We start from the raw sequence: 22241 nt of genomic DNA, 5'->3' as shown, positions 1-22241 counted from the left end.
GCAAATGGCCGGATCAACCTTTTCGGTGCTTGGCTCGGATGTGGCCATCAAGGGCAATATCTCGGCCAAGGCTGATCTGCACATCGACGGCCGCGTCGATGGCGACATCTCCTGCACCAGCCTCGTCCAGGGCGAAACCAGCGAGATTGTTGGCGGCGTGACGGCGGAAACCGCGCGGCTTGCGGGCCGTGTGCGTGGTTCGATCACCGCCGGTCAGCTGGTCATCCTCAAGTCCGCGCATATCGAAGGCGACGTGTTCTATGACGCGCTGACCATTGAGCAGGGCGCGACGGTAGAGGGCAAGTTCGCTCACCGCGATCCCGAGCCCAAGCTGGCGATTGCCGGCGGCACTGACGCGGGTTGAATTGGGGGGCGGCAACGCTCCTATTTCACACCATCGTCATCCCGGCGCAGGCCGGGACCCGGTCCGGACACATAAGGCTGTCGCTTTGCGGGCGACGTTCACTATTACGCTGGGCCCCGGCCTGCGCCGGGGTGACGGTTTAGTCATTGATACGCAGGGCGCTCAATCGACAAACCCCGCCAGCGCCTGTTCCTTCAGCGTCTTGCGATCCAGCTTGCCGATCATCGTCTTTGGCATCGATTCGCGCACGACCACATCATCGACGCGCTCATGCTTGCCGACCCGCAAGTTGAGCCATTCGCACAGCACCGCGCCGGGCGTGTCCTCGCCTTCCTGCAGAGTCACAAAGGCGCGCGGCTTTTCTCCCAGCCGGTCGTCGGGCATGCCGATTACCAGCGCTTCCTTCACCGCCGGATGCTCTAGCAGAACGTGTTCGACCTGACTGGGGAATACCTTGAACCCGCCCACCGCGATCATGTCCTTGATGCGGTCAACAATGCGGACGTAGCCTTGGCCTTCGAGCACGGCGACGTCGCCGGTGCGCAGCCAGCGGGTACCATCGATCAGGGCAAAGGCCGATTCGTCCGCCTCGGGACGCTGCCAGTACCCCTGCATGATCTGCGGGCCGGCAATGGCGAGTTCGCCCGGCTCACCCGCTTCCGCGTCACGCGTGGGGTCCTCGCGGTCGAGCAGGCGGACATAGGTCCCGGGCAATGGTTGGCCGATCGTACCGGCGCGGTCATCGCCTTCATAGGGATTGGCCGTGGCCACGCCCGAGCTTTCGGTCAGGCCGTAGCCTTCGACAAGGCTGACACCGGTCTTCGCCTTCCACCGCTCCTTGACCGGCAAGGGCAGCGGCGCGCCGCCGACGATGCAGACGCGCAGCGACGAGAGGTCCGCCTTGTCTATCCCGGGATCGTCGAGCAGCGCCTGGAACATCGTCGGCACTCCGGGGAACGAGGTCGGCTGCACGCGGCGGATGGCCTTAAGCACCTGACCCGTCTCAAAACGCGGCAGCATGGCAATGCAGCCGCCATTGACCACGGTGCGGTTGAGCACGCCCGAATTGGCAAACACATGGAACAGCGGCAGCGCGCCAAGGATCACATCGCGCTTGCCCGCCTGCGGATCGATCGCGGCGATCTGGCGGGCATTGGCCGACAGGTTCTGGTGGGTGAGCATTGCTCCCTTCGGCGTCCCGGTGGTGCCGCCGGTATATTGCAGCAGGGCGAGGTCCTTCAGCGGGTCGATCACTACTGGCGCGGGATCGCCCTTGCCGAGGAATGCCTCCCAGCGGGTAATGTCGGCCTGCTGCGGAATGGGCGTGAGCTCCTTGCGGCCAAGCAAGCGGAAGGCGATGCTTTTCAGCGGCGGCAGCAGGCTTGGGAAATCGGCGACCACCAGCTGCTCAAGCGCCGATCCACGCAGCACGGTCAGCGCGGTGGGCAGCAGCTTGGCGAGGCTGACGGTGACCAGCAGCCGCGTGCCCGAATCGGCCACCTGCGCTTCCAGTTCGTGCGCGGTATAAAGCGGCGAGAAATTGACCAGCGTCGCCCCGGCCATAAGCGCGCCGTAATAGGCGGGAATGTAGGTCGGCACGTTGGGCAGGTAGAGCCCGACCCGGTCGCCGCGCTTGATGCCCCAGGCCTGCAAGCCAGCCGCGAAGTGCTTCGCCTCGGCCAGCAGTTCAGCATAGCTGTATCTGCGGCCCATAAAGTCGACGAGCGGGGCCTGCGGGTGCTTCGCAGTAGCATCTGCAAGCAGGTCAGGCAGGCTCAGCGGCGCATAGTCCGCGTGCCAGTCACTGGGATGACCATAGGCTTCGAGCCAGGGCGTTTCGGGCTTGCTGACATTCATGTCAGCTAGATTGCCCCAAGCAGGGCTTCAGGGCAAGGGCGGATTGCGCCGCAACGGGCCGATCTGGCGGTGTTGCAGCCCGCTTGCACAGGGCTTGCGGCCCTGCCGTAAGGGCAGGGCGCACAAACTTTTTTCGGCTTATTCCTCGCCGGCAGCTTCGGCAGCGCGCTTGGCTTCGAGCCAGGCGGCGGCTTCGGCTTCCTGCGCCGCTTCGCCGGCAGCCTTGATGTGGGCCTGACGTTCGGCGCGCAGTTCCTCGATCAGCGCCTCACGGTCGCTGCCCAGACGGCTATCGGCCTCGGTATCGACAATGCCGGCCTTCTTGGCGGCCTTGGCGACCAGAGCATCAAGCTCGCGCTGCGAGCAAAGGCCGAGGGTCACGGGATCCTTGGGCTGGATGTTCTGGATGTTCCAGTGGCTGCGGTCACGGATCGCGGTGATCGTATTGCGGGTCGTGCCAATCAGCTTGCCGATCGCCGCGTCCGAGATTTCCGGGTGGTTGCGCAGGACCCAGGCGATGCCATCAGGCTTATCCTGACGCTTGGAAACCGGCGTGTACCGCGGGCCCTTGGTGCGGCTGACCTGGGCCGGAGCCTTCTGCATCTTCAGCGAATAGCTGGGGTCGGCCTGACCCTTCTCGATTTCCGCCATGGTCAGTTCGCCCGAACGGACCGGATCGCGACCGGTATACTTCGAACTGGCGAGATCGTCGGCCATGGCCTGAACTTCGAGGATGTGCAGACCGCAGAATTCAGCGATCTGTTCGAACGAAAGCGCGGTGCTGTCGACCAGCCACGAGGCAGTGGCATGCGGCATCAGCGGGGTGGGTTGGGTCACGGCCAAAAACTCCGGCAAGGAGAGAATCGTCTCCGGCGAAAATAGATAGGGCCGCCCCTTGCGGAGCGGCCGTTCGGGCATTCCTGTAGGCGAGGAGCGCCGCAAGGGCAAGGCAAAGAGTCAGGTCCCGGCGATGAATCGGGGGCAGCGGATCAGCCGACCTTGAGCACAATCTTGCCGATGTGCGCGCCGGCTTCCATGCGCTGGTGCGCCGCGGCGACATCTGTCAGCGCAAAGGCCTGGTCCATAACCGGCCGCAGCGCGCCTTCGCCGACCAGCGGCCAGACAGTATCGCGCAGTTCCGCCACCAGCGCTGCCTTGAACGCCTTGGAGCGCGGACGCAGCGTCGATCCGGTGAGCATCAGGCGGCGGCTCATCACGGCGGCCATGTTGATTTCGGCCCGGGTGCCGCCCTGCACCGCGATGGTGACATGGCGTCCGTCTTCGCCAAGGCACCTGAGGTTGCGCGCCACATAATCGCCCGCAACCATGTCGAGCACGATATGGACGCCCGCGCCGCCGGTGATCCGGGCGACTTCTTCGACGAAATCGGCGGCCTTGTAATCGATCGCATGGTCCGCACCGATGGCCAGCGCCGCCTTGCACTTGTCCGGTCCGCCGCAGGTAACGATTACTGTCAGCCCATAGAGCTTGCCGAGCAGACAAGCCATCGAACCGATGCCGCTGGTGCCGCCGTGGACGAGGATCGTCTCGCCCTCGCGGGCACAGGCGCGTTCGAAGACATTGTGCCACACGGTCATCAGCGTTTCAGGCAGCGCGGCGGCCTGATCGAGCGGCAGGCCGGGCGGCACCGGCAGGCACTGGTCGGCCTCGGCAAGGCAGTATTCGGCATAGCCCCCGCCGGCGACCAGCGAACAGACCTTGCGGCCGAACAGGTCGGTGGAAACGCCCTCACCCAGCGCGACGACTTCGCCCGAAACTTCGAGGCCGGGAATCGGTGAAGCGCCCGCCGGAGCGGGATAGAACCCCTGCCGCTGGACCACGTCGGGGCGATTAACGCCGGCATAGGCAACCTTCAGCAATACCTGTCCGGGGCCGGGAACAGGCATGGGCAGGACCTCGCTGCGCAGAACCTCAGGCCCGCCTGGGGCATCGAAGCCCATGGCAACCATCGTTTTTGGCATGGAATCGGGCAGATCGGCCATTGCATGTCCCCTGTAAGTCCGGACCCTGTGGCAAGGGAGTCGCACCATCGGGGCGACCTCGCCATGTCCCTTAGCTTGCAGTTGACAGATAAGGCAACGCGTTGAATTCTCTTCCGTGATGGACGAAGACGACCGCCCTGCCCGGCGCGGAGACGCCGCCAGCCTTTTGGCGAAAGAGTCGCTCGACAGCTACTCGCGTGAGGAGCTGGACGGCCGGGTTCAGCAACTTGAGGCAGAGATCGCCCGGGTAAAGACCCACCGCGACAAGGCTGAGGCGCACCGTCTCGCCGCCGACGCTTTTTTCAAGCCGAAGAGTTGAAAATGCGCCGCCGCCCCTTCCTGCCCCTTGGCGGCCCGGTTTACCGTTCCTATTCATACAGTGCACAGCACGGCAGCCATAGAATCCGATCCCTGCGTGCCGTTCTCTTCTCCAGCCCATCCGGGCCCACCGAAAGCCTCTGAAATGCCCAGCTTTGCCCAGAGCCTCGAAAAGACGCTGCACAACGCGCTCACCAACGCGGCCGAGCGGGCGCACGAATATGCGACGCTGGAGCACTTGCTGCTCGCCCTGATCGATGATCCGGACGCGGCGCAGGTCATGGGTGCCTGCGGGGTGGACCTGGCGGAACTGACCGACGTGGTGAAGCAGTACCTCGATCAGGAATATCAGTCGCTCAAGACCAGCGAAAAGGGCGACCCCGCGCCGACCGCCGGGTTCCAGCGCGTGATCCAGCGGGCGATTCTGCACGTTCAATCGAGCGGCAAGGACACGGTCACCGGCGCCAACGTCCTCGTCGCGCTGTTCTCCGAACGCGATTCCTATGCCGTCTATTTCCTCCAGCAGCAGGACATGAGCCGGCTCGATGCGGTCAGCTTCATCAGCCACGGAATTGGCAAGGGCGGCAAGCGCGTCGAGGACCGCAGCCCGGGCGGCTCCGAAGAACCGCAACAGCAGGCACCGCAGCAGGAAGAAAAGAGCCAGTCGAAGGGCGACAAGAAGGATTCCGCGCTCGACCAGTTCTGCGTCAACCTCAATGAAAAGGCGATGTCGGGCAAGATCGATCCGCTGATCGGACGCGGGCCTGAAGTTGACCGCACGATCCAGATCCTGTGCCGCCGGTCGAAGAATAACCCGCTCTATGTCGGCGATCCCGGCGTCGGCAAGACCGCTATTGCCGAAGGTCTGGCGCGCAAGATCATCGAAGGCGATGTGCCCGAAGTGCTTGAGGACGCGGTGATCTACAGCCTCGACATGGGCGCGCTGCTGGCCGGTACACGTTATCGCGGCGATTTCGAGGAGCGGCTCAAGCAGGTAGTTTCCGAGCTTGAAAAGATGCCCGAGGCAGTCCTGTTCATTGACGAGATCCACACCGTGATCGGCGCCGGCGCAACCAGCGGCGGCGCGATGGACGCATCGAACCTGCTCAAGCCGGCGCTGTCCTCTGGCGCGATCCGCTGCATCGGTTCGACGACCTACAAGGAATTCCGCAACCACTTCGAAAAGGACCGCGCCCTGCTGCGCCGGTTCCAGAAGATCGACGTCAACGAACCAACGATCGAGGACACGATCAAGATCCTCAAGGGCCTGCGCTCGGTGTTCGAAGAGCACCACCGCGTCCGCTACACGCCCGAGGCGATCAAGACCGCGGTTGAACTGTCGGCGCGCTACATCAATGACCGCAAGCTGCCCGACAAGGCCATCGATGTGATCGACGAAGTGGGCGCGATGCAGATGCTGCTGCCGCCCTCAAAGCGCAAGAAGACCATAACCGCGCGCGAGATCGAACAGGTCATCGCGACGATGGCGCGCATCCCGGCCAAGTCGGTCTCGTCCGACGACAAGAAGGTGCTCGAACACCTCGACCGCGATCTCAAGCGCGTCGTATTCGGTCAGGATGCGGCGATCAGTGTGCTCTCCACCGCGATGAAACTCAGCCGCGCAGGCCTGCGCGATCCCGACAAGCCGATCGGCTCGTTCCTGTTCTCCGGCCCAACCGGCGTCGGCAAGACCGAGGTTGCGCGCCAGCTGTCCGACATCATGGGCATCCCCTTGGTGCGCTTCGACATGTCGGAATACATGGAGCGCCATTCGGTCAGCCGGCTGATCGGCGCGCCTCCGGGCTATGTCGGTTTCGATCAGGGCGGGCTTCTGACCGATGCCATCGACCAGCAGCCGCATTGCGTCCTGCTGCTCGACGAAATCGAAAAGGCGCACCCGGACCTGTTCAACATCCTGCTGCAGGTGATGGATAACGGCCGCCTGACCGACCATCACGGCAAGACCGTGGACTTCCGCAATGTCGTCCTGATCATGACCACCAATGCCGGTGCCAGCGACATGGCGCGCCAGGGCATCGGCTTTGGCGACGTTTCGAAGGCCGATGCCGGCGACGAAGCGGTCAAGAAGATGTTCAGCCCCGAATTCCGCAACCGTCTCGATGCGATCGTGCCGTTTGCCTACCTCGGTGGCGAAGTCATCGCGCGCGTGGTCGATAAGTTCATCCTCCAGCTCGAACTGCAACTGGCCGACCAGAACGTCCACATCCAGTTCGGCAGCGATGCCCGCCTGTGGCTGGGCAAGCGCGGCTACGACAAGCTCTATGGCGCGCGCCCGATGGCGCGGCTTATCCAGGAGAAGGTCAAACAGCCGCTTGCAGAGGAACTGCTGTTCGGCAAACTGGCGCACGGCGGCGAAGTACATATCTCGGTCAAGGATGATGCGCTCGCCTTTGAACTGACGCCGGCTCCGCCCAAGCTGGTCAAGCGCAAGGCACCCAAGGCCGAGCCTGAAGCCAAGGCACCCACCAAGGCAAAGGCCAAGCCCAAACCGAAGGGCAAGGTCGCCAAGGCAAAGAGCGACGGCGACGAAGGCTAGGCGCTCTCCGCCAGACCCGGAACCTGAGCCCAGATATCGGCGTTAGCGCTTGATGGCTGCTGCCTTTTCCTGGATCCGTCCCGAACCTTGGGGCCTGCATGTTGTCCCGGCGGACTTCTGGATCGATCCCGCCCGTCCGGTTGACAGCGCGCTGGTAACCCACGGCCACGCCGACCACGCGCGCGGCGGGCACGGCCTGACCATCGCTACGCCTGAAACGCTGGCGATCATGGGCGTACGCTATGGTGTGGCGGAAGGAGCTCAGGCCGCATTGTATGGCGAGCGCGTGCCGCTCGGCAATGGTGTCCATGCAACGTTTGTCTCCGCCGGCCACGTGCTCGGCTCGGCGCAGATCCTGCTCGAACATGCGGGCGAGCGCATTGTCGTGACCGGCGATTACAAGCGCGCTGCCGATCCGACCTGTATGCCGTTTGCCGTCACCCCCTGCGATCTTTTTGTCACCGAGGCGACTTTCGGTCTGCCGGTGTTCAAGCACCCGCCGATCGAACAGGAAATTGCCCGCCTGCTCGAAGCGCGCCGCGCCAACCCCGATCGCGCAATCCTCGTCGGCGCCTATGCGCTCGGAAAGGCGCAGCGCCTGATCGCCGAACTGCGCCGTGCGGGGCATAATGAGCCGATCTACCTCCACGGCGCGATGGAGCGCATGTGCCGGCTTTACGAGGAACTCGGCGTGCCGCTGGGCGACTTGCAACTGGTCGCGGGAATGCCCAAGGGCGCGCTCGCCGGCCAGATCGTTGTTTGCCCGCCTTCCGCGCTCAACGACCGCTGGAGCCGCCGCCTGCCCGAACCGATCAATGCCATGGCGTCTGGCTGGATGCAGGTCCGCCAGCGCGCGCGGCAGAAAAATGTCGAACTGCCGCTGGTGATTTCCGACCATGCCGACTGGCAGGCGCTCACCGACACGATTGCCGAAGTGAACCCGGCGGAAACGTGGATCACGCATGGCCGCGAAGAAGCGCTGCTGCGCTGGTGCCAGCTGGGCCAGCGCCGTGCCCGCGCGCTGGCTCTCGTCGGCTATGAAGACGAGGACGACTAGCGTGGAGCGCTTCGCCGCCCTGATCGACGCGCTGGTCTATACCCGCAGCCGCAATGGCAAGCTGGCGCTGATCGCCGATTACCTGCGCACCACGGCCGATCCCGATCGCGGCTGGGCGCTGGCCGCGCTGACCGACGGGCTCGACTTTCCGGCAGTGAAAAGCAACGCGGTGCGCGGCCTGATCATGGAGCGGGTCGATCCGGTGCTGTTCCAGCTGAGCCGCGAATATGTTGGCGATACGGCGGAGACGGTGAGCCTGCTGTGGCCCGATCCGTCACATGAAGTCGCCCCGCCGCCGACCGTCAGCGAGGCGGTCCACGCCCTGCAGGGCATGACCCGCGTGACCGTGCGGGCGCAGCTTGCCGAACTGCTTGACCGGATCGACGCCAATGGCCGCTATGCCATGCTCAAGCTGGCGACCGGCGCGATGCGCATCGGCATTTCTGCCCGGTTGGCGAAAGTGGCCTTCGCGCAGGCCTTCGAAGTCTCGGTCGATGATGTCGAGGAATATTGGCACGGCCAGTTGCCTCCCTATGCCGAGCTGTTCGCCTGGGCCGCAGATGGCGCGCCGCCGCCCGATGCCGCCGGCCTGCCACTGTTCCGCCCGTTCATGTTGTCGCACCCGCTCGAAGGCGCGGCACTGGCGGGGGTCGAAGTCGATTTCGCCAGCTATGCCGCGGAATGGAAATGGGATGGCATCCGCGTCCAGATCGTCCGCGTCGGCGAAGAGACCCGGCTCTATTCGCGTTCCGGTGACGACATATCGGCCAGTTTCCCGGAGATCGTCGCCGCTCTGGATATCGAAGCCGTGCTCGATGGCGAACTGCTGGTGCGCGGCAGCCACCAGGGCGGCGAGGCAGGCGGCGCAGCGAGCTTCAATGCGCTGCAGCAGCGTCTCGGCCGCAAAACCGTGTCGAAGAAAATGCTCGCCGACTATCCTGCCTTCGTGCGGCTCTACGACGTACTGGTAGCCGAGGGCGAAGATCTTCGCCCCTTTGCGTGGGAGCAGCGACGCACCGCGCTTGAGGAGCTGGTGTCCCGGCTGAGCACCAGCCACTTCGATCTGTCGCAGGTTATCTCTGCAAGTTCGCTCGATGACCTCACCGCGATCCGCGAATCAGCGCGCGATGACGCGATAGAGGGCGTGATGATCAAGCGGCGCGATTCCGCCTATGTCGCGGGACGCAAGACCGGGCTGTGGTTCAAGTGGAAGCGCGATCCCCTGCTGGTCGATTGCGTGCTGATGTATGCGCAGCGCGGATCGGGAAAGCGGTCGAGCTTCTATTCGGACTTCACTTTCGGCTGCTGGGACGGCGACCCCGATGCGGGGGCGGAACTGCTGCCGGTGGGCAAGGCCTATTTCGGCTTCACCGACGAAGAGCTCAAGTGGCTCGACCACCATGTCCGCCAGCATACGGTGAACCGCTTCGGCCCGGTGCGCGAGACCGACAAGTCACTGGTCTTCGAAGTCGCCTTCGATTCGGTTCACCTGAGCAAGCGGCACAAGTCCGGCGTGGCCATGCGTTTCCCGCGGATCAGCCGCATCCGCGCCGACAAGCCGGCGCATGAGGCTGACCGGCTGGACACCCTGAAAGCGATGATCCGCGATTGATGTCGATCAACGCGCGTGCAACGCGGCGTCCTTAAGGGAAGGCTCCCCCAATGCCTTTCGCCGGAGGCCCGATGACTGCCGAAGTACAGGAAAAACCACGCCCAACCACGCCCTATGAACGGCTCGGTGGCCTGCCCATGCTGCGCGATATTTCGAACCGCTTTTACGATCTGATGGACAGCGACGAGGCCTATGCCGAGCTGCGTGCAATGCACGCCCCAAGCCTCGACAAGATGCGCGAATCGCTCGCGCTGTTCCTCATGGGCTGGTCTGGCGGCCCACGCGACTGGTTTGAGGCCAACCAGGGCCGCTGCATGATGTCGGTGCACAAGCCTTTCGCCATCAGCACCGATGTTGCCGGCCAGTGGTCCAGCGCCATGACCCGCGCGATCGACGAGGTGCTGGGCGAAAGCGATCCGCCGCTGGCCCAGGAGATGAGCCGCGTGCTCGACCAGATGGCGCGGAGCATGGGGCGCTGATTCGCCGCTTGCTCCCAGAGCCCGCTTAGGCCTAGCCAGACCCATGAAACCAAAATTGCTGACAACCTTGCGGGGTTACACCTCATCGCAATTTCGCGCTGACGTGCTGGCGGGTATCACGGTCGCCCTGATCGCCATCCCGCTCAGCCTTGCTATTGCAATCGCTTCAGGTGCGAATCCGGCGGCGGGGCTGGTCAGTGCGATCATCGGCGGTTTCCTGATTTCGCTGCTGGGCGGCAGCAAGGTCCAGATCGGCGGGCCGACCGGCGCATTCATTGTCGTCGTTTACGGCGTGATCGCCGCGCACGGGTTTGCCGGGCTGATCCTGGCAACCCTGATGGCGGGTGTGATCCTGGTGCTCGCCGGATTGCTGCGGCTCGGCAACCTGATCGAACATGTCCCCGAACCGGTGGTCAATGGCTTCACCATCGGCATCGCCGTGATCATTGCGTCGAGCCAGCTCAAGGACCTGCTCGGCCTTGATATTCAGGTGGTGCCTGCCGAGTTCCTGCCCAAGATCGCCGCCCTGTGGTCTGCCCGTGCCACCCTTGATACCGCAGCGCTGGGCACCGGACTGATCGCGCTGGCCCTGATCATCGCGCTGCGGCGGCTGTTCCCGAAATTGCCGGGGCTGATCTTTGCGATGGCTGCCGTATCGCTTGGCGTTGCCGTGATGCACTTGCCGGTCGAGACGATCACCTCGCGCTTCGGCACGCTACCGAGCCACATCCCCGCGCCCGTCGTGCCCGAGATCAGCCTGGCCCTGCTGCGCGAGCTGCTGCCCTCGGCGCTGGTCATTGCCTTCCTCGCCGCGATCGAATCGCTCCTGTCGGCCATGGTTGCCGACCGCATGATCGAGGGCAGCCACCGCCCCAATGCCGAAGTCATGGCGCAGGGCTGGGCGAATATTGCCGCGTCCCTGTTTGGCGGGCTGCCAGTCACCGGGGCCATCGCCCGCACCGCAACCAATGTTCGCGCCGGAGGTCAAACGCCGGTCGCCGGACTGGTCCATGCCGCTGTGATCTTCCTTATCATGCTGGTCGCCGCGCCCTATGCCGGATACCTCGCCATGCCCGCGCTGGCGGCGATCCTGCTGACGACCGCGTGGAACATGAGCGAGCCGCACCGCTGGCCACAATACTGGGCAGCTCCGATGGCTGACCGCGTCCTGCTGCTGCTGACCATGGTGCTGACCGTGCTTGCCGACCTGACCACAGCCATTGGCGTCGGCGTCGCGCTGGGGCTGGCGTTGCGGCTGCGCGAGAAAGGTCTGCCGCCTGCCCCGTGGTCGGGCCGCCAGTGAGTCCGCAAGAACCCTGCTCAAACCATCCCGTTGACCTGAAAAAGCTTCTCGCGCGAAGTTGCGCCGCGCAACATTTCGATGCGCGATGGCGCGAGGCCGAGGGCCTTGGCGAGCATCTGGCGGACGGCTTCGTTGGCCTTGCCGTCCTCCGGCTTGGCGCGGACTTTTGCCTGCAGGCCCTTTGTTGAAACTTCGAGCGATTCAACCTTTGCGCCGGGGGTCACGCGCACGGCGAGACGGCCTTCGCTATCGATCAAAGCCCGGATTTCCGCTGGATCGGGCAGATCAGTCCTGATCCGAGCCATCGCCTACCTCAATCAGCGAGGCCTTGTGCATACGGGCGTTCAGGACATAACCCTGCACGCCCATCTGCATGTCGGCGAGGTGCAAGTCGGCCAATTCGCGCATGAAAGCTGCGGGCCTGCCGCCCCAGAGCTGGCGCGACGGAATACGCTTGCCCGGCGTCAGCATCGCCCCCGCCGCCAGCATCGAATCGCTCTCCATGTGGCAGCCGTCCATCGTGATCGCGCCGATCCCGACAAAGGCGCGGTCTTCGAGCACGGTTCCGTGAACCATCGCCATGTGGCCGATCAGCACGTCATCGCCGATGATGGTCGGGATGCCTTCGGGGCGCTTCGGCTTGGGGCTGTCGCAGTGGATGACGGTACCGTCCTGGATGTTCGAGCGGGCGCCGACAACGATGCGGTTGGCATCGCCGCGCATCACGCAATTGTACCAGATGGAGGCATCGGGTCCGATCTCGACATTGCCGATGATTCGGCAGCCGGGAGCGATGAAGGCGCTGTCGTGAATGCGCGGCCAGATGCCATTGAACGGCGCGATGGTGACGCCGGGAGGGGCGGTCTTCATTGGGAATTTCCTGTAAAGGCGTGCCACTGGACATAGGGCAGGATCGAGGCGTGGTCATCGGTCCACATGCGGTTCGCCGCGGGACTCAGCGGCCTGAGCGGGGTCTTAGGCGTCAGGCGGACAAGGTCATCCAGCCGCGCCTGATTGCGCGCGATGACCACCCAGGAACTGGGGGTGTATTCAGTCACGCCGGGCGGATTGTCGGCGCGGATCGCCGCTGCGAGACCCCGCGATTTGACCGCTGCGGCAAGCACCGGCTCCAGTTCGATGAAGCGGTTTGAGATGTGGATCAGCAGCAGGCCCTTGTCGCTCAAGGCATTGAGATAGACGCCCATCGCCTCGTTGGTCATCAGGTGCATCGGGATTGCATCGCTACTGAAAGCGTCAATCGCCAGCAGATCAAAGCTGCCGCGCGGGGCCTTGGCCAGTTCGATGCGGGCATCGCCGATCACGACCTTGGTCTGCGGTGCGCAATCGCGGATGAAGGTGAACGTGCCGTTGCGCGAAAATTCCAGCACGGCGGGATCAATCTCGTAATAATGCCACGATTGACCCGGCACTCCATAGCAGGCGAGCGAGCCGGTCCCCAGCCCGACCACACCCAGCCGTGCATTGGCTCCGAACAGGGCGGTGGCATTGGCAAAGGCCATGCCTGCGCCCGAACTTGGTCCATAATAGGTCAGCGGCAAGCGGCGTTCCGCGGAGCTGAGCATCTGCTCGCCGTGCAACGTGGTGCCGTGGGCGAGCGTACGCATCTTGCGCGTCTCATAGGTACGCACCGTGTAGATGCCGAAGTAGCTTCGGCTGCGCAGCCCGTCGCGGGTATCGGCCAGCGTCTGGAAGCCGCCCTGCACTATCATCGTTGCCACCAGCACCAGCAGCACCGGCCCGCGCAGTTGGACGAGGATCAGCGCGCAGAGCGCGATAGCCACGGCGAGGCCCCAGCGCTTGAAGCCGAAATCGCTGTCCATCGTCACGCTGTAAAGCAGCCACAGCAGGAAGGCGGCGAAGACCAGCGCGGCGATCATCGTGATCTTCACCATCGCCGGGTCGAGCCCCTTGAGCCGGCGCCAGTCGGGCAGCGAGGTCAGCGGCAGCAAAGCGGCAGCGGCGAAGACGAGGATCGGATGCTCCCAAGCCCAGTCGAACACCACCGGGGCGACCAGCGCAGTGAATGCCCCGCCCAGCGCGCCGCCCGCCGACATCACCAGATAGAACTGGGTCAGGCGATCGGACTCGGGCCGAAGGTCGTACATCCGCCCATGCAGCGCGACGCAGACGAAGAACAGCAGCGCGATGCTGACGATCACTGGCAGAAGCCCCACCGACCCCTGCGACACCATGGCGAAACCACCGGCGACGAGGATCACCGGCCATGCCAGCGCAGAGATCAGGCGTGCAGGCTTGCGGTTGTCGGCAAAGGCGGGAACGAAGCTCAGCAGGTAGATGCCCAGCGGAATCACCCAGAGCAGCGGCATGGCGACAAGGTCGGTGGTCAGGTGCGTCGTGGTCGACAGCATCAGCCCCGAAGGCACGGCGGCGAGCAGCAGCCACAGTACGATGCGCCGCGCTGGAACCTTGGGCGAAGTCACTTCGACGGCGGCCACGGCCTGTCCCGCAACCTCGCGCCGCGCCCGCGCGCAAAGCAGGACCAGTACGACGAGCAGGCCGTAACCGACCGACCAGCCGATCGCCTGATTGCGCACCGACATCAGCGGTTCGGCGAGCAGTGGATAGGCAATCAATCCGGCGAAGGAGCCAAGGTTCGACGCCGAATAGAGCGCCCACGGCGCGCCAGCGTTCGGATCGGCGGCGAACCAGCGCTGCATCAGCGGGGCCTGCGCCGACACGAGGAAGAACACCGGGCCGATGGTCAGCGCCAGCAGCGCCGGCACCCACAGGACTTCCATTCCCGCAGCCGGCGGCGGCAGATTGGCAAGGCTGACCGGCAAGGTCAGCGCAGCGATCGCCAGCAGGATCAAGTGAATCCGCGCCTGCTTGGCCAGCGACACCTTCGACAAGCGGTGCGCGTAGAAATAGCCCGCCAGCAGCAGCGCCTGATAGACCAGCATCGCACTGTTCCACACCGCCGGCGCGCCGCCGAGGCGCGGCAGCGCCATGCGCGCGACCATCGGCTGCACAAGGAACAACAGGAAACTGCCGGTCAGGATGGTGAGGACGAACAGGGGCCGGCCCGCTGCCGAAGGTCTGGCTTCAGCCACGCACTTTCTCCCAAGCTTCACGGGTGATCGAATAGACGATGATGCGCCCCCCTTCGGGATCGAATTCGGTGTTATCGAAATCGAGATCTTCCCGGCGTTCCATTCCCAGCCGCACCATCAGCCCCCAGCTTCCGGTATTCCCGGGAACCGTCAGCGCAATGACATGCGGTGCGTGGTGGACGAGGAAGGCCTGCTCCAGCGAGGCCTGCGCCGCTTCGCGCGCATAGCCCTTACCCCAGGCGTCTTCACGCAGCCGCCAGCCCACTTCGAAATCGCCCAGCGGCGCGCCTTGCTGGTTCGCGCGCTTGAGCCCGCAAAAGCCCAGCAGCGCGCCGTCTTCCTTACGCTCGACCACCCAGAACGTATGGCCATGTTCGCGGGTATATCCTTCGAGGCGGTCTTTGAGCCACGGGTGCCGTTCTTCTGGCAAGACCCCGCCCAGCCAGCGCATGACTGCGGGCGTGTTGGTGCCCGCGAAAAACGGCTGCCAGTCCTCCTCGCGCCAATCGCGCAGGATGAGGCGTTCGGTCTCGATGCGGGTTTCAGCCATTCAGCAGGCGCGCGGCATGGGCGGCGTGGTAGGTGAGGACGCCGGAGCAGCCCGCGCGCTTGAAAGCGGTGAGGGTTTCCAGCACCAGCGCATCCCGGTCGCCGGCGCCGGCTGCAGCCGCTGCCTCGATCATCGCGTATTCGCCGCTCACCTGATAGGCGAAGACCGGCACTTCGAAGCGCTGCTTCACCCGCACGACGATATCGAGATAGGGCAGGCCGGGTTTCACCATCACGCTGTCGGCACCTTCGGCTAGGTCCATGGCGACTTCGCGCAGGGCCTCTTCGCCGTTGGCCGGGTCCATCTGATAGGTCTTCTTGTCGCCCTTGAGCAGCCCGCCCGAGCCAACCGCATCGCGGAACGGACCATAGAAGGCCGAGGCATATTTCGCCGCATAGGCCATGATCTGGACATTGGCGTGGCCTGCACCTTCCAGCGCCTGACGGATCGTGCCGACCCGGCCATCCATCATGTCGGACGGGGCGATGATGTCCGCGCCCGCCGCCGCCTGGTTGAGGCTCTGGCCAACCAGCATTTCGACGGTGGCATCGTTGAGCACATAGCCGGCACCATCGATCAGCCCGTCCTGCCCGTGGCTGGTATAGGGATCGAGCGCCACGTCGGTCAGCACGCCGATGTCCGACCCGCAGGCATCGCGGATCACGCGGATCGCGCGGCACATCAGGTTGTCCGGGTTGAGCGCCTCGGCCCCGTCTTCGCTGCGGCGACCGGGCTGCGTGTTGGGGAACAGGGCAAGGCAGGGAATGCCGAGCGCCACGGCTTCTTTCGCGCGCGCCGCAATGCCGTCTACCGACCAGCGGGACACGCCGGGAAGCGAGGCGATCGGTTCTTCCACGCCACTGCCATCGGTTACGAACAGCGGCCAGATCAAGTCGGCCGGGCTGAGCACAACCTCGCGGTGCATGGCGCGGCTCCACGCGGCGGCGCGCGTGCGGCGAAGGCGGGTGGCGGGGAAGCTGGCAGTCATGGCAACGCGTCCTGCCGCAAAGCGCCAATCTCTTCAATGGGCGAGCGCTTCATGGGGGTCAGCGCTTCAATTGGGGTTCAGCGAAGTGCGACCTGTCCGGTGCGGGCCATGGCGACGGCATTGGAACCCCCGCCTACGCTGCCACCGGGGCGGATAGCCTTGAACTGCGCCATCTTCGCCTTGAACGCGGCGAGCTGCTTGGGATCGACCTTTTGCACCACGGTCGTCGTGGTGGCGAAGTTCATGCCTCCGCCCAGCGGATTCACCGTGCGGCCATTGCGGTACATTTCGTAATGCAGGTGGGGGCCGGTCGAAAGCCCGGTGGAGCCGACATAGCCGATGACTTGCCCTGCGCGCACCCGCGTTCCGCCCCATGCAGCGATCGAGCTCATGTGCCCATAACCGGTGCCAAGCCCGCCGCCGTGATCGATCCGCACGTAATTTCCGTGGCCGCCGTGCCGCCCGGCGAAGGAGACGACGCCGTCCGCAGTAGCGCGGATCGGTGAGCCCCAGCCGGCACCGAAATCGACCCCGGCGTGAAGCCGCGCATAACCAAGGATCGGATGGCGGCGCATGCCGAAGTTCGAGGTAATGCGGCCATTGACCGGATAAAGCAGGCCGACGCTGGACGTATAGGTTTGTTCGACGGGCCGGGTGATCGCGTCCGCCGAGTAGAATTCGTTGCCACTGCCCCAGCGCATCAGTTCGACCACCGGGCGGTTGCCGCGATCGAGCCCGGCGAACAGCACTTGCCCCGCCTGCCCTTCGCTGCCTTCGGCGCGCTTCCACGTCATGACGATGTCGAAGGCGTCGCCAGGCTGGATGTCGCCCTCAAGGCTGATGTGCGAATCGAGCGCCTGCAGATATTGCTGGATGGCATCGGCCGGAACCCCTGCCGAGCGCGCCGAGCGGTACAGGCTCTGGCCGACAGTACCGCGAATGCGCAGCGGCGCGGTGTCGATCGGGATCGCGCGGGCGGCGATGGCAAGATCGTCGCCTGAGCGCGAGATCGACAAGGCGAGGTCCATGCGGGCGCGCAGATCCAGCCCGGCAAGTCGGCGCGGCTCGCCAGGCGCGGGCCGTTCACCCAGCACCAGCGACACCCGCGTACCCGGCGCGATGCGGCCAAGCGGCACCTGTCCGCCGACCAGTTCGGCCGCGCGCATGGCATCGAAATCGGAAACCCCGGCGCGCTGGAGCAGCCGTGTCAGGCTGTCGCCTTCGCCCAGCACGGCGGCGAGTTCCACACGGCCGCGTTCCCGCGCGGCGCCGACGGCGGTAACTTGCGGGCTGGCAGCCATGCGGCGGCCGCTTTCGCCACCCAGCGCCATCGGCATGATCATCTGGCTGCGGTATTCATCGCGCACCGGCACGTCGGCGGAAACGGCGGGCGCGGCCTCAAGTTCGAAGTTGGGCCAGAAGGCGAGAGTAAACAGGCCTAGGCCGGCAAAGGTGGCAAGACCGCGCATCCAGCGGCGCGAACCGATTCCCTCGGCCAGGTCGGGCGTCCAGTCGATGGCCGACCAGTCGATGGATGGCCAGTAGGGTGCCGCGACTCGTGAGACAGCGGTGAAAAGGCGGGCGCGCAGGCTGCGATCATCGAAGATCTGTTCAAGCACCAGCGCAGCCGCAGGAGCGGGCGAAGACGCAACTAGGCGCGGTTGCCCGAGGTCGTGATCATCGATGGATTGAAACACCCCTGCCTCCTTGCCGCCCCCTCCTGCATGGCAAAGGGTTAATCTTCACCTAATCCGGCGGAATTGCGGGCTATTTTCGGACGGTTTGGGAAAAGGGTCCGCATTTGCTTGCGGGCACCCGGCCAGCCTGCCAGATTTGTAAATTCAATGGTCGCAAACCGCTCATCCTCCAGTCGCCGCGACGAGTCCGGCAAGCTCGTTGCCGTGCTTGGCCCGACCAATACCGGCAAGACGCACCTCGCTATCGAGCGGCTTTGCGGCCATTCCTCGGGCGCGATCGGCTTTCCGCTGCGACTGCTGGCGCGCGAGGTTTATGAGCGCGTCTGCGCGATGAAGGGCGCAAATCAGGTCGCGCTGATCACCGGAGAGGAGCGCATCGAGCCCAAAGACGCTCGCTATCTGCTGTGCACGGTCGAGGCGATGCCGGTCCACGCCGACCTTGCCTTCATGGCGATCGATGAAGTCCAGCTCGCCGCCGACCGTGAACGCGGCCACATTTTCACCGACCGCCTGCTCCACGCCCGCGGGCGCGAGGAAACGATGATCCTGGGCTCCTCGACGATTGAGCCACTGGTCCGCAGCCTGTTGCCACGCGCCGAGATCATCGGGCGCCCGCGCTTTTCCACCCTGCGCCATGCCGGGGCGAAGAAGCTCAGCCGGGTGCCGCCGCGCAGCGCCATCGTCGCCTTCAGCGCCGAGCAGGTCTATGCCGTGGCCGAGCTTTTGCGCCGGTTTCGCGGCGGCGCGGCGGTGGTCATGGGCGCGCTCAGCCCTGAAACGCGCAACCGGCAGGTCGCCATGTTCCAGTCGGGCGAGGTCGATTACCTCGTTGCCACCGATGCCATTGGCATGGGGCTCAACCTCGACCTCGATCATGTCGCCTTCGCGGGCCTGTCCAAGTTCGACGGCCAGCGCCAACGCCGGCTGACCACGGCGGAGATGGCGCAGATCGCCGGGCGCGCGGGGCGGCACCACCGCGACGGGACCTTCGGTACGCTGTCTGGCACGCGCAGCCATGACGCCGAATTCACACCCGAGGAAGTCTACGCGATCGAGGAGCACCGCTTCCCGCCGCTGACCAAGCTGTTCTGGCGCGATTCGGAACCCCGCACCGACAGCCTGACAAACCTGATCGAAGACCTGTCCGCCCCGCCCGATCGCCCTGAACTCGCCCCCGCGCCCGAAGCGATCGACCTTGCCGTGATGCGGCGGCTGGCCGAAGAGGCGGACGTCGCCTCCACGGTTCGCGCCAGCGCGCTGGTCGAACGGTTTCGCGAGGCCTGCATGCTGCCCGATTTCCGCCAGCAAGGCGTCGAAGTGCACTCGCGCTTCGTCGCGCGGCTGTGGCAGGACCTGCGCCACGGCGCGCTGCCCACCGATTATATCGCCGCCCGGATTGCCGAGCTCGACAATGTCTCGGGCGACATTGACACGCTGCAGGGGCGCATTGCCGCAATACGATCATGGTCGTACATTACCCAGAGGCCTGACTGGGTGATCGCCCGCGAGGAAATGGCGGCGCGGGCGCGGGCGGTGGAGGCGCGGCTGTCCGATGCGCTCCATTCACGCCTGACCGAACGCTTCGTCAACCGAAGGCTAACAATTCTTATGCGAGGAGCCGGCGCAGACGCGGCCCTGCTGCCGGTAACAACTCAAGGGGAAGATGTTTTGGTCGACGGTGAGCCGATTGGTAAGTTGGAAGGTTTCAGGTTCAAGGTCGATCCGGCAACGCATCATGCTGATCACAAGCTGCTTTTTGCTGCTGCCGAACGCCACTTGCCGCAGATTTTCGCCGAACGCGCCCGCGAACTGACCGAAGGCGTGGCCAGCGGTAGCGAGGCGCTACACATCGCCAATGGCTCGCTGCTGCGCGGCAACGAAGTACTCGCCCGGATCGAGGTTGACCGCGCGCGGTCGATGACCCCGCGCATCGTCCTTGACCGCGCGCTCGAAGCCGTGCCCGAGACCGAGCGTCGGGCCCTGAAGGAGCGTCTGGACGAGTGGCTGGCCGCCTGGCAGGCACCACTCGCCGGCCTCGTCGCACTTGATGAAGCCGCGCGGGCCGAGGATGGCGGACCCGAACTGCGGGCGCTGCTGATCAAGCTGGTCGATGGCGGCGGCGTGCTGTTGCGCGCGCGATCGGGGCTTGAAGGCCTGTCAAAGGATCAGCGCCACAAGCTGCGCCAGCTCAAGGTGTTCTTCGGCGCGCTCGACATCTATCTCTTGTCCGCGCTCAAGCCTGCAGCCCAGCAGCGCTGGCGCGAACTGGCCATGGCGCGCGGATGGACCCTGCCGCCGGTGCCCGAAGGCATGCCCTCGGTCATCAACGCCGATAAGGACCGGCCTCCGGCAGCCTATCGCCGCGCCGGCAAGCAGGCGATCCGCATCGATCTGGCCGAGCGCCTGTTCCGCGCCGCTCACGGCGTTCGGGCCGAAGCGCAGCGCAAGCCATTCGCCATCGATGATGCCATGGCGACGTCGATGGGCCTGACCGAGCCGGGTTACGAGGCGCTGATGCGCAGCGCCGGTTTCCGCCCCAAGCCGCGCCGTACGCTTGGCGAAGGCGAATTCGGACCGCCGACTCCCAAGATGTGGACCTGGCTGCCGCCCCGTCCGGACGATACACCGCCACGTGAACGCGCTGCACGCCGTGCGTCTCCGGCAAAACCTGCGCACGCAATGCCGGCCCGCACAGATCCTGCCGGCGGCGAGCCGCGCCGAAACGACACCAAGGCGGGCGCGCACAAGCCAGCGGAACGGCCCGCGAAAAGGCCGCCTGCTCCTCCAGCCGGCGGCGGTGCCTTTGCCGGATTAGCCGATCTCCTGCGCGGCGGAGCAAAAGACTGACCGGCGCAATGCGCATCGACCGCCTGTTGTGGTACCTGCGCCTGGCACCCAGCAGGCGCCACGCGCACGACTGGGCGCTCGACGGCCATATCCGCGTCAACGGTCGCCGGATCGAGAAACCCAGCGCGGGAATCGCGGCGGGCGATGTCCTTACGCTGCCAGTGCGTTCCGGAGTGGTCGTGATCGAGATAATCGTGCTGCCGCAGCGGCGCGGTCCCGCCTGCGAAGCTCAATCGTGTTATCGCGCGCTTGACGCGACCTCACCAATGCCGATAGCAGCACCTCAAACGAAGCAAGATATCGAAGGGGATACCAAGCCATGACCTATGTCGTCACCGACGCCTGCATCAAGTGCAAGTACATGGACTGCGTCGAGGTTTGCCCGGTCGATTGCTTCTACGAAGGCGAGAACATGCTGGTGATCAACCCCAGCGAGTGCATCGATTGCGGCGTTTGCGAACCCGAATGCCCGGCCGAAGCCATCCTGCCCGACACCGAAAGCGGTCTGGAACAATGGCTCGAACTCAATGCCAAGTTCTCGGCCGAATGGCCAAACCTGACGACCAAGAAGGATTCGCCGGAAGACGCCGACGAATTCAAGGGAGTCGACGGCAAGTTCGAGAAGTTCTTCTCCCCCGAACCCGGCGATGGCGACTAAGCCCACCCGTCTGTCCGCATGGTTTTCTGCGGATAAATCATTGAATCTCTTGAGAATATGAACCCTGCTGCGCGGCGCGCGGCCGGGCTGTTCGCCATTGCGACTCGTGGGTCTGGCAATTTTGTTACAGTGATGCTATATAATGCTGCGAGTGGCGGCGCATTTCGCCACCTCGTATATATGGTTTCATGAAAGGTACGGGTCGCGCAAACGTGGGTTGATCGGGTACGGAGCCCGGCGCGCCGAGAGGCGTTCCATTTCCTCCGCTCCCAATATCGCCTGCGTCATCCGATCCTGCCGAACGAAAGGACGCACGATGTCGGCCAAGGCGAACGCCTTTGATGTTGGTGACTATGTCGTTTATCCCAAGCATGGTGTCGGCCGGGTGATCGAACTGCAAGAGCAGGAAATCGCCGGAATGAAGCTGGAACTCTATGTCCTGCGATTTGAAAAGGAACGCATGACTCTGCGCGTTCCGATGAACAAGGTCGAAGCGATCGGCATGCGCAAGCTGTCGTCTGACAAGACCCTGCGCGAAGCCCTCGATACGCTCACCTGCAAGCCCAAGGTCAAGCGCACCATGTGGTCGCGCCGCGCCCAGGAATATGAAGCGAAGATCAATTCGGGTGACCTCGTGTCGATCGCCGAAGTGACGCGCGACCTGTTCCGTGCCGATGACCAGCCGGAACAGTCCTATTCGGAACGCCAGATTTTCGAAGCGGCCTCCTCGCGCCTAGCGCGCGAACTCGCCGCCATGGAAAAGACCGACGAACCGGCAGCGCTGCAGAAGATCCTCGCGATCCTCAACGAACATGCGCCGAAGTATTACGAGACTGCCGCTTCCGCCTGATCGGAACGT

The 22241-nt window shown here is 64.8% G+C and carries 20 protein-coding genes; 11 read left to right on the top strand and 9 right to left on the bottom strand.

All coding sequences use genetic code 11. The features are described 5' to 3' along the window. The first annotated feature begins 4 nt into the window (after positions 1-4). Positions 5-364, top strand: coding sequence for a bactofilin family protein (locus WG900_RS10255; RefSeq protein ID WP_339966847.1), 360 nt, complete (start codon positions 5-7; stop codon positions 362-364). 162 nt (positions 365-526) lie between these two features. Here WG900_RS10255 and WG900_RS10250 read toward each other — a convergent pair whose 3' ends face one another. The 3 genes from WG900_RS10250 to WG900_RS10240 all read right to left on the bottom strand — a co-directional run bounded on the left by WG900_RS10250 (position 527) and on the right by WG900_RS10240 (position 4224). Then, complete coding sequence (locus WG900_RS10250) at positions 527-2221, bottom strand: AMP-binding protein (protein ID WP_339966845.1); 1695 nt, start codon at positions 2219-2221, stop codon at positions 527-529. Between the two features lie 138 nt (positions 2222-2359). Further along, complete coding sequence (locus WG900_RS10245) at positions 2360-3058, bottom strand: DUF1013 domain-containing protein (protein WP_339966844.1); 699 nt, start codon at positions 3056-3058, stop codon at positions 2360-2362. Positions 3059-3210: 152 nt separating this feature from the next. Further along, entirely contained in the window at positions 3211-4224 is a 1014-nt protein-coding gene (locus tag WG900_RS10240; protein ID WP_339966842.1) for an NAD(P)H-quinone oxidoreductase, read from the bottom strand. Between the two features lie 118 nt (positions 4225-4342). Between WG900_RS10240 and WG900_RS10235 the strand changes: the two genes are divergently transcribed. The 6 genes from WG900_RS10235 to WG900_RS10210 all read left to right on the top strand — a co-directional run bounded on the left by WG900_RS10235 (position 4343) and on the right by WG900_RS10210 (position 11550). Next, a complete protein-coding gene (locus WG900_RS10235) occupies positions 4343-4543 on the top strand; it encodes a DUF1192 domain-containing protein (RefSeq protein ID WP_339966841.1) in 201 nt (66 codons plus the stop codon). Between the two features lie 144 nt (positions 4544-4687). Next, positions 4688-7099 (top strand): ATP-dependent Clp protease ATP-binding subunit ClpA, encoded by a 2412-nt coding sequence (gene clpA, locus WG900_RS10230; RefSeq protein ID WP_339966840.1) that lies wholly within the window; start codon positions 4688-4690, stop codon positions 7097-7099. Positions 7100-7151: 52 nt separating this feature from the next. Beyond that, on the top strand, positions 7152-8156 hold the full coding sequence (locus tag WG900_RS10225; protein WP_339966839.1) for a ligase-associated DNA damage response exonuclease: 1005 nt from the start codon (positions 7152-7154) through the stop codon (positions 8154-8156). A gap of 1 nt (position 8157) precedes the next feature. After that, complete coding sequence (locus tag WG900_RS10220) at positions 8158-9768, top strand: cisplatin damage response ATP-dependent DNA ligase (RefSeq protein ID WP_339966983.1); 1611 nt, start codon at positions 8158-8160, stop codon at positions 9766-9768. Between the two features lie 71 nt (positions 9769-9839). Next, positions 9840-10247, top strand: a complete 408-nt coding sequence (locus WG900_RS10215; RefSeq protein ID WP_339966837.1) for a globin domain-containing protein — start codon at positions 9840-9842, stop codon at positions 10245-10247. 43 nt (positions 10248-10290) lie between these two features. Further along, complete coding sequence (locus tag WG900_RS10210) at positions 10291-11550, top strand: SulP family inorganic anion transporter (RefSeq protein WP_339966836.1); 1260 nt, start codon at positions 10291-10293, stop codon at positions 11548-11550. A 17-nt stretch (positions 11551-11567) separates the two neighbouring features. Here WG900_RS10210 and WG900_RS10205 read toward each other — a convergent pair whose 3' ends face one another. From WG900_RS10205 to WG900_RS10180, 6 genes are all read right to left on the bottom strand, one after another. Continuing rightward, positions 11568-11855 carry a DUF167 domain-containing protein gene (locus WG900_RS10205; RefSeq protein ID WP_339966833.1) on the bottom strand — a complete coding sequence of 96 codons (288 nt, stop codon included), beginning with the start codon at positions 11853-11855 and terminating at the stop codon, positions 11568-11570. Continuing rightward, entirely contained in the window at positions 11836-12420 is a 585-nt protein-coding gene (locus WG900_RS10200; protein ID WP_339966830.1) for a gamma carbonic anhydrase family protein, read from the bottom strand. Before WG900_RS10200 ends, WG900_RS10205 begins: the two co-directional genes overlap by 20 nt. Then, positions 12417-14642 (bottom strand): fused MFS/spermidine synthase, encoded by a 2226-nt coding sequence (locus WG900_RS10195; protein WP_339966829.1) that lies wholly within the window; start codon positions 14640-14642, stop codon positions 12417-12419. Before WG900_RS10195 ends, WG900_RS10200 begins: the two co-directional genes overlap by 4 nt. Further along, on the bottom strand, positions 14635-15192 hold the full coding sequence (locus tag WG900_RS10190; protein ID WP_339966827.1) for a GNAT family N-acetyltransferase: 558 nt from the start codon (positions 15190-15192) through the stop codon (positions 14635-14637). The genes WG900_RS10195 and WG900_RS10190 overlap by 8 nt, the downstream gene beginning before the upstream one ends. Continuing rightward, positions 15185-16180 (bottom strand): porphobilinogen synthase, encoded by a 996-nt coding sequence (gene hemB / locus WG900_RS10185; protein WP_339966826.1) that lies wholly within the window; start codon positions 16178-16180, stop codon positions 15185-15187. Before hemB ends, WG900_RS10190 begins: the two co-directional genes overlap by 8 nt. 77 nt (positions 16181-16257) lie before the next feature. Further along, entirely contained in the window at positions 16258-17877 is a 1620-nt protein-coding gene (locus WG900_RS10180) for a M23 family metallopeptidase (protein ID WP_339966824.1), read from the bottom strand. 147 nt (positions 17878-18024) lie between these two features. Here WG900_RS10180 and WG900_RS10175 point away from each other — a divergent pair, with 147 nt between their 5' ends. The 4 genes from WG900_RS10175 to WG900_RS10160 all read left to right on the top strand — a co-directional run bounded on the left by WG900_RS10175 (position 18025) and on the right by WG900_RS10160 (position 22232). Continuing rightward, positions 18025-20724 (top strand): helicase-related protein, encoded by a 2700-nt coding sequence (locus WG900_RS10175; RefSeq protein WP_339966821.1) that lies wholly within the window; start codon positions 18025-18027, stop codon positions 20722-20724. A gap of 8 nt (positions 20725-20732) precedes the next feature. Then, on the top strand, positions 20733-21047 hold the full coding sequence (locus WG900_RS10170) for a S4 domain-containing protein (RefSeq protein WP_339966819.1): 315 nt from the start codon (positions 20733-20735) through the stop codon (positions 21045-21047). Continuing rightward, positions 21044-21382 carry a ferredoxin FdxA gene (gene fdxA, locus WG900_RS10165; RefSeq protein ID WP_339966817.1) on the top strand — a complete coding sequence of 113 codons (339 nt, stop codon included), beginning with the start codon at positions 21044-21046 and terminating at the stop codon, positions 21380-21382. The genes WG900_RS10170 and fdxA overlap by 4 nt, the downstream gene beginning before the upstream one ends. A gap of 316 nt (positions 21383-21698) precedes the next feature. Further along, positions 21699-22232, top strand: coding sequence for a CarD family transcriptional regulator (locus WG900_RS10160; protein WP_310531542.1), 534 nt, complete (start codon positions 21699-21701; stop codon positions 22230-22232). Positions 22233-22241 lie beyond the last annotated feature (9 nt).

The sequence above is a fragment of the Novosphingobium aquae genome, assembly GCF_037572715.1.
Taxonomy (GTDB): Bacteria; Pseudomonadota; Alphaproteobacteria; order Sphingomonadales; family Sphingomonadaceae; genus Novosphingobium; species Novosphingobium aquae.
The sequence above is the reverse complement of the archived record's forward strand: the minus strand, read 5'-3'. Positions and strand labels throughout refer to the sequence as shown.

What these genes read in the sequence shown, in the direction of transcription:
- WG900_RS10255 (WP_339966847.1), top strand. Translation starts at nt 5, where the DNA reads ATGGCCGGATCAACCTTTTCGGTGCTTGGCTCGGATGTGGCCATCAAG.
- WG900_RS10250 (WP_339966845.1), bottom strand. Translation starts at nt 2,221, where the DNA reads ATGAATGTCAGCAAGCCCGAAACGCCCTGGCTCGAAGCCTATGGTCAT.
- WG900_RS10240 (WP_339966842.1), bottom strand. Translation starts at nt 4,224, where the DNA reads ATGGCCGATCTGCCCGATTCCATGCCAAAAACGATGGTTGCCATGGGC.
- WG900_RS10235 (WP_339966841.1), top strand. Translation starts at nt 4,343, where the DNA reads ATGGACGAAGACGACCGCCCTGCCCGGCGCGGAGACGCCGCCAGCCTT.
- clpA (WP_339966840.1), top strand. Translation starts at nt 4,688, where the DNA reads ATGCCCAGCTTTGCCCAGAGCCTCGAAAAGACGCTGCACAACGCGCTC.
- WG900_RS10225 (WP_339966839.1), top strand. Translation starts at nt 7,152, where the DNA reads ATGGCTGCTGCCTTTTCCTGGATCCGTCCCGAACCTTGGGGCCTGCAT.
- WG900_RS10215 (WP_339966837.1), top strand. Translation starts at nt 9,840, where the DNA reads ATGACTGCCGAAGTACAGGAAAAACCACGCCCAACCACGCCCTATGAA.
- WG900_RS10210 (WP_339966836.1), top strand. Translation starts at nt 10,291, where the DNA reads ATGAAACCAAAATTGCTGACAACCTTGCGGGGTTACACCTCATCGCAA.
- WG900_RS10205 (WP_339966833.1), bottom strand. Translation starts at nt 11,855, where the DNA reads ATGGCTCGGATCAGGACTGATCTGCCCGATCCAGCGGAAATCCGGGCT.
- WG900_RS10200 (WP_339966830.1), bottom strand. Translation starts at nt 12,420, where the DNA reads ATGAAGACCGCCCCTCCCGGCGTCACCATCGCGCCGTTCAATGGCATC.
- WG900_RS10190 (WP_339966827.1), bottom strand. Translation starts at nt 15,192, where the DNA reads ATGGCTGAAACCCGCATCGAGACCGAACGCCTCATCCTGCGCGATTGG.
- hemB (WP_339966826.1), bottom strand. Translation starts at nt 16,180, where the DNA reads ATGACTGCCAGCTTCCCCGCCACCCGCCTTCGCCGCACGCGCGCCGCC.
- WG900_RS10175 (WP_339966821.1), top strand. Translation starts at nt 18,025, where the DNA reads ATGGTCGCAAACCGCTCATCCTCCAGTCGCCGCGACGAGTCCGGCAAG.
- WG900_RS10170 (WP_339966819.1), top strand. Translation starts at nt 20,733, where the DNA reads ATGCGCATCGACCGCCTGTTGTGGTACCTGCGCCTGGCACCCAGCAGG.
- fdxA (WP_339966817.1), top strand. Translation starts at nt 21,044, where the DNA reads ATGACCTATGTCGTCACCGACGCCTGCATCAAGTGCAAGTACATGGAC.
- WG900_RS10160 (WP_310531542.1), top strand. Translation starts at nt 21,699, where the DNA reads ATGTCGGCCAAGGCGAACGCCTTTGATGTTGGTGACTATGTCGTTTAT.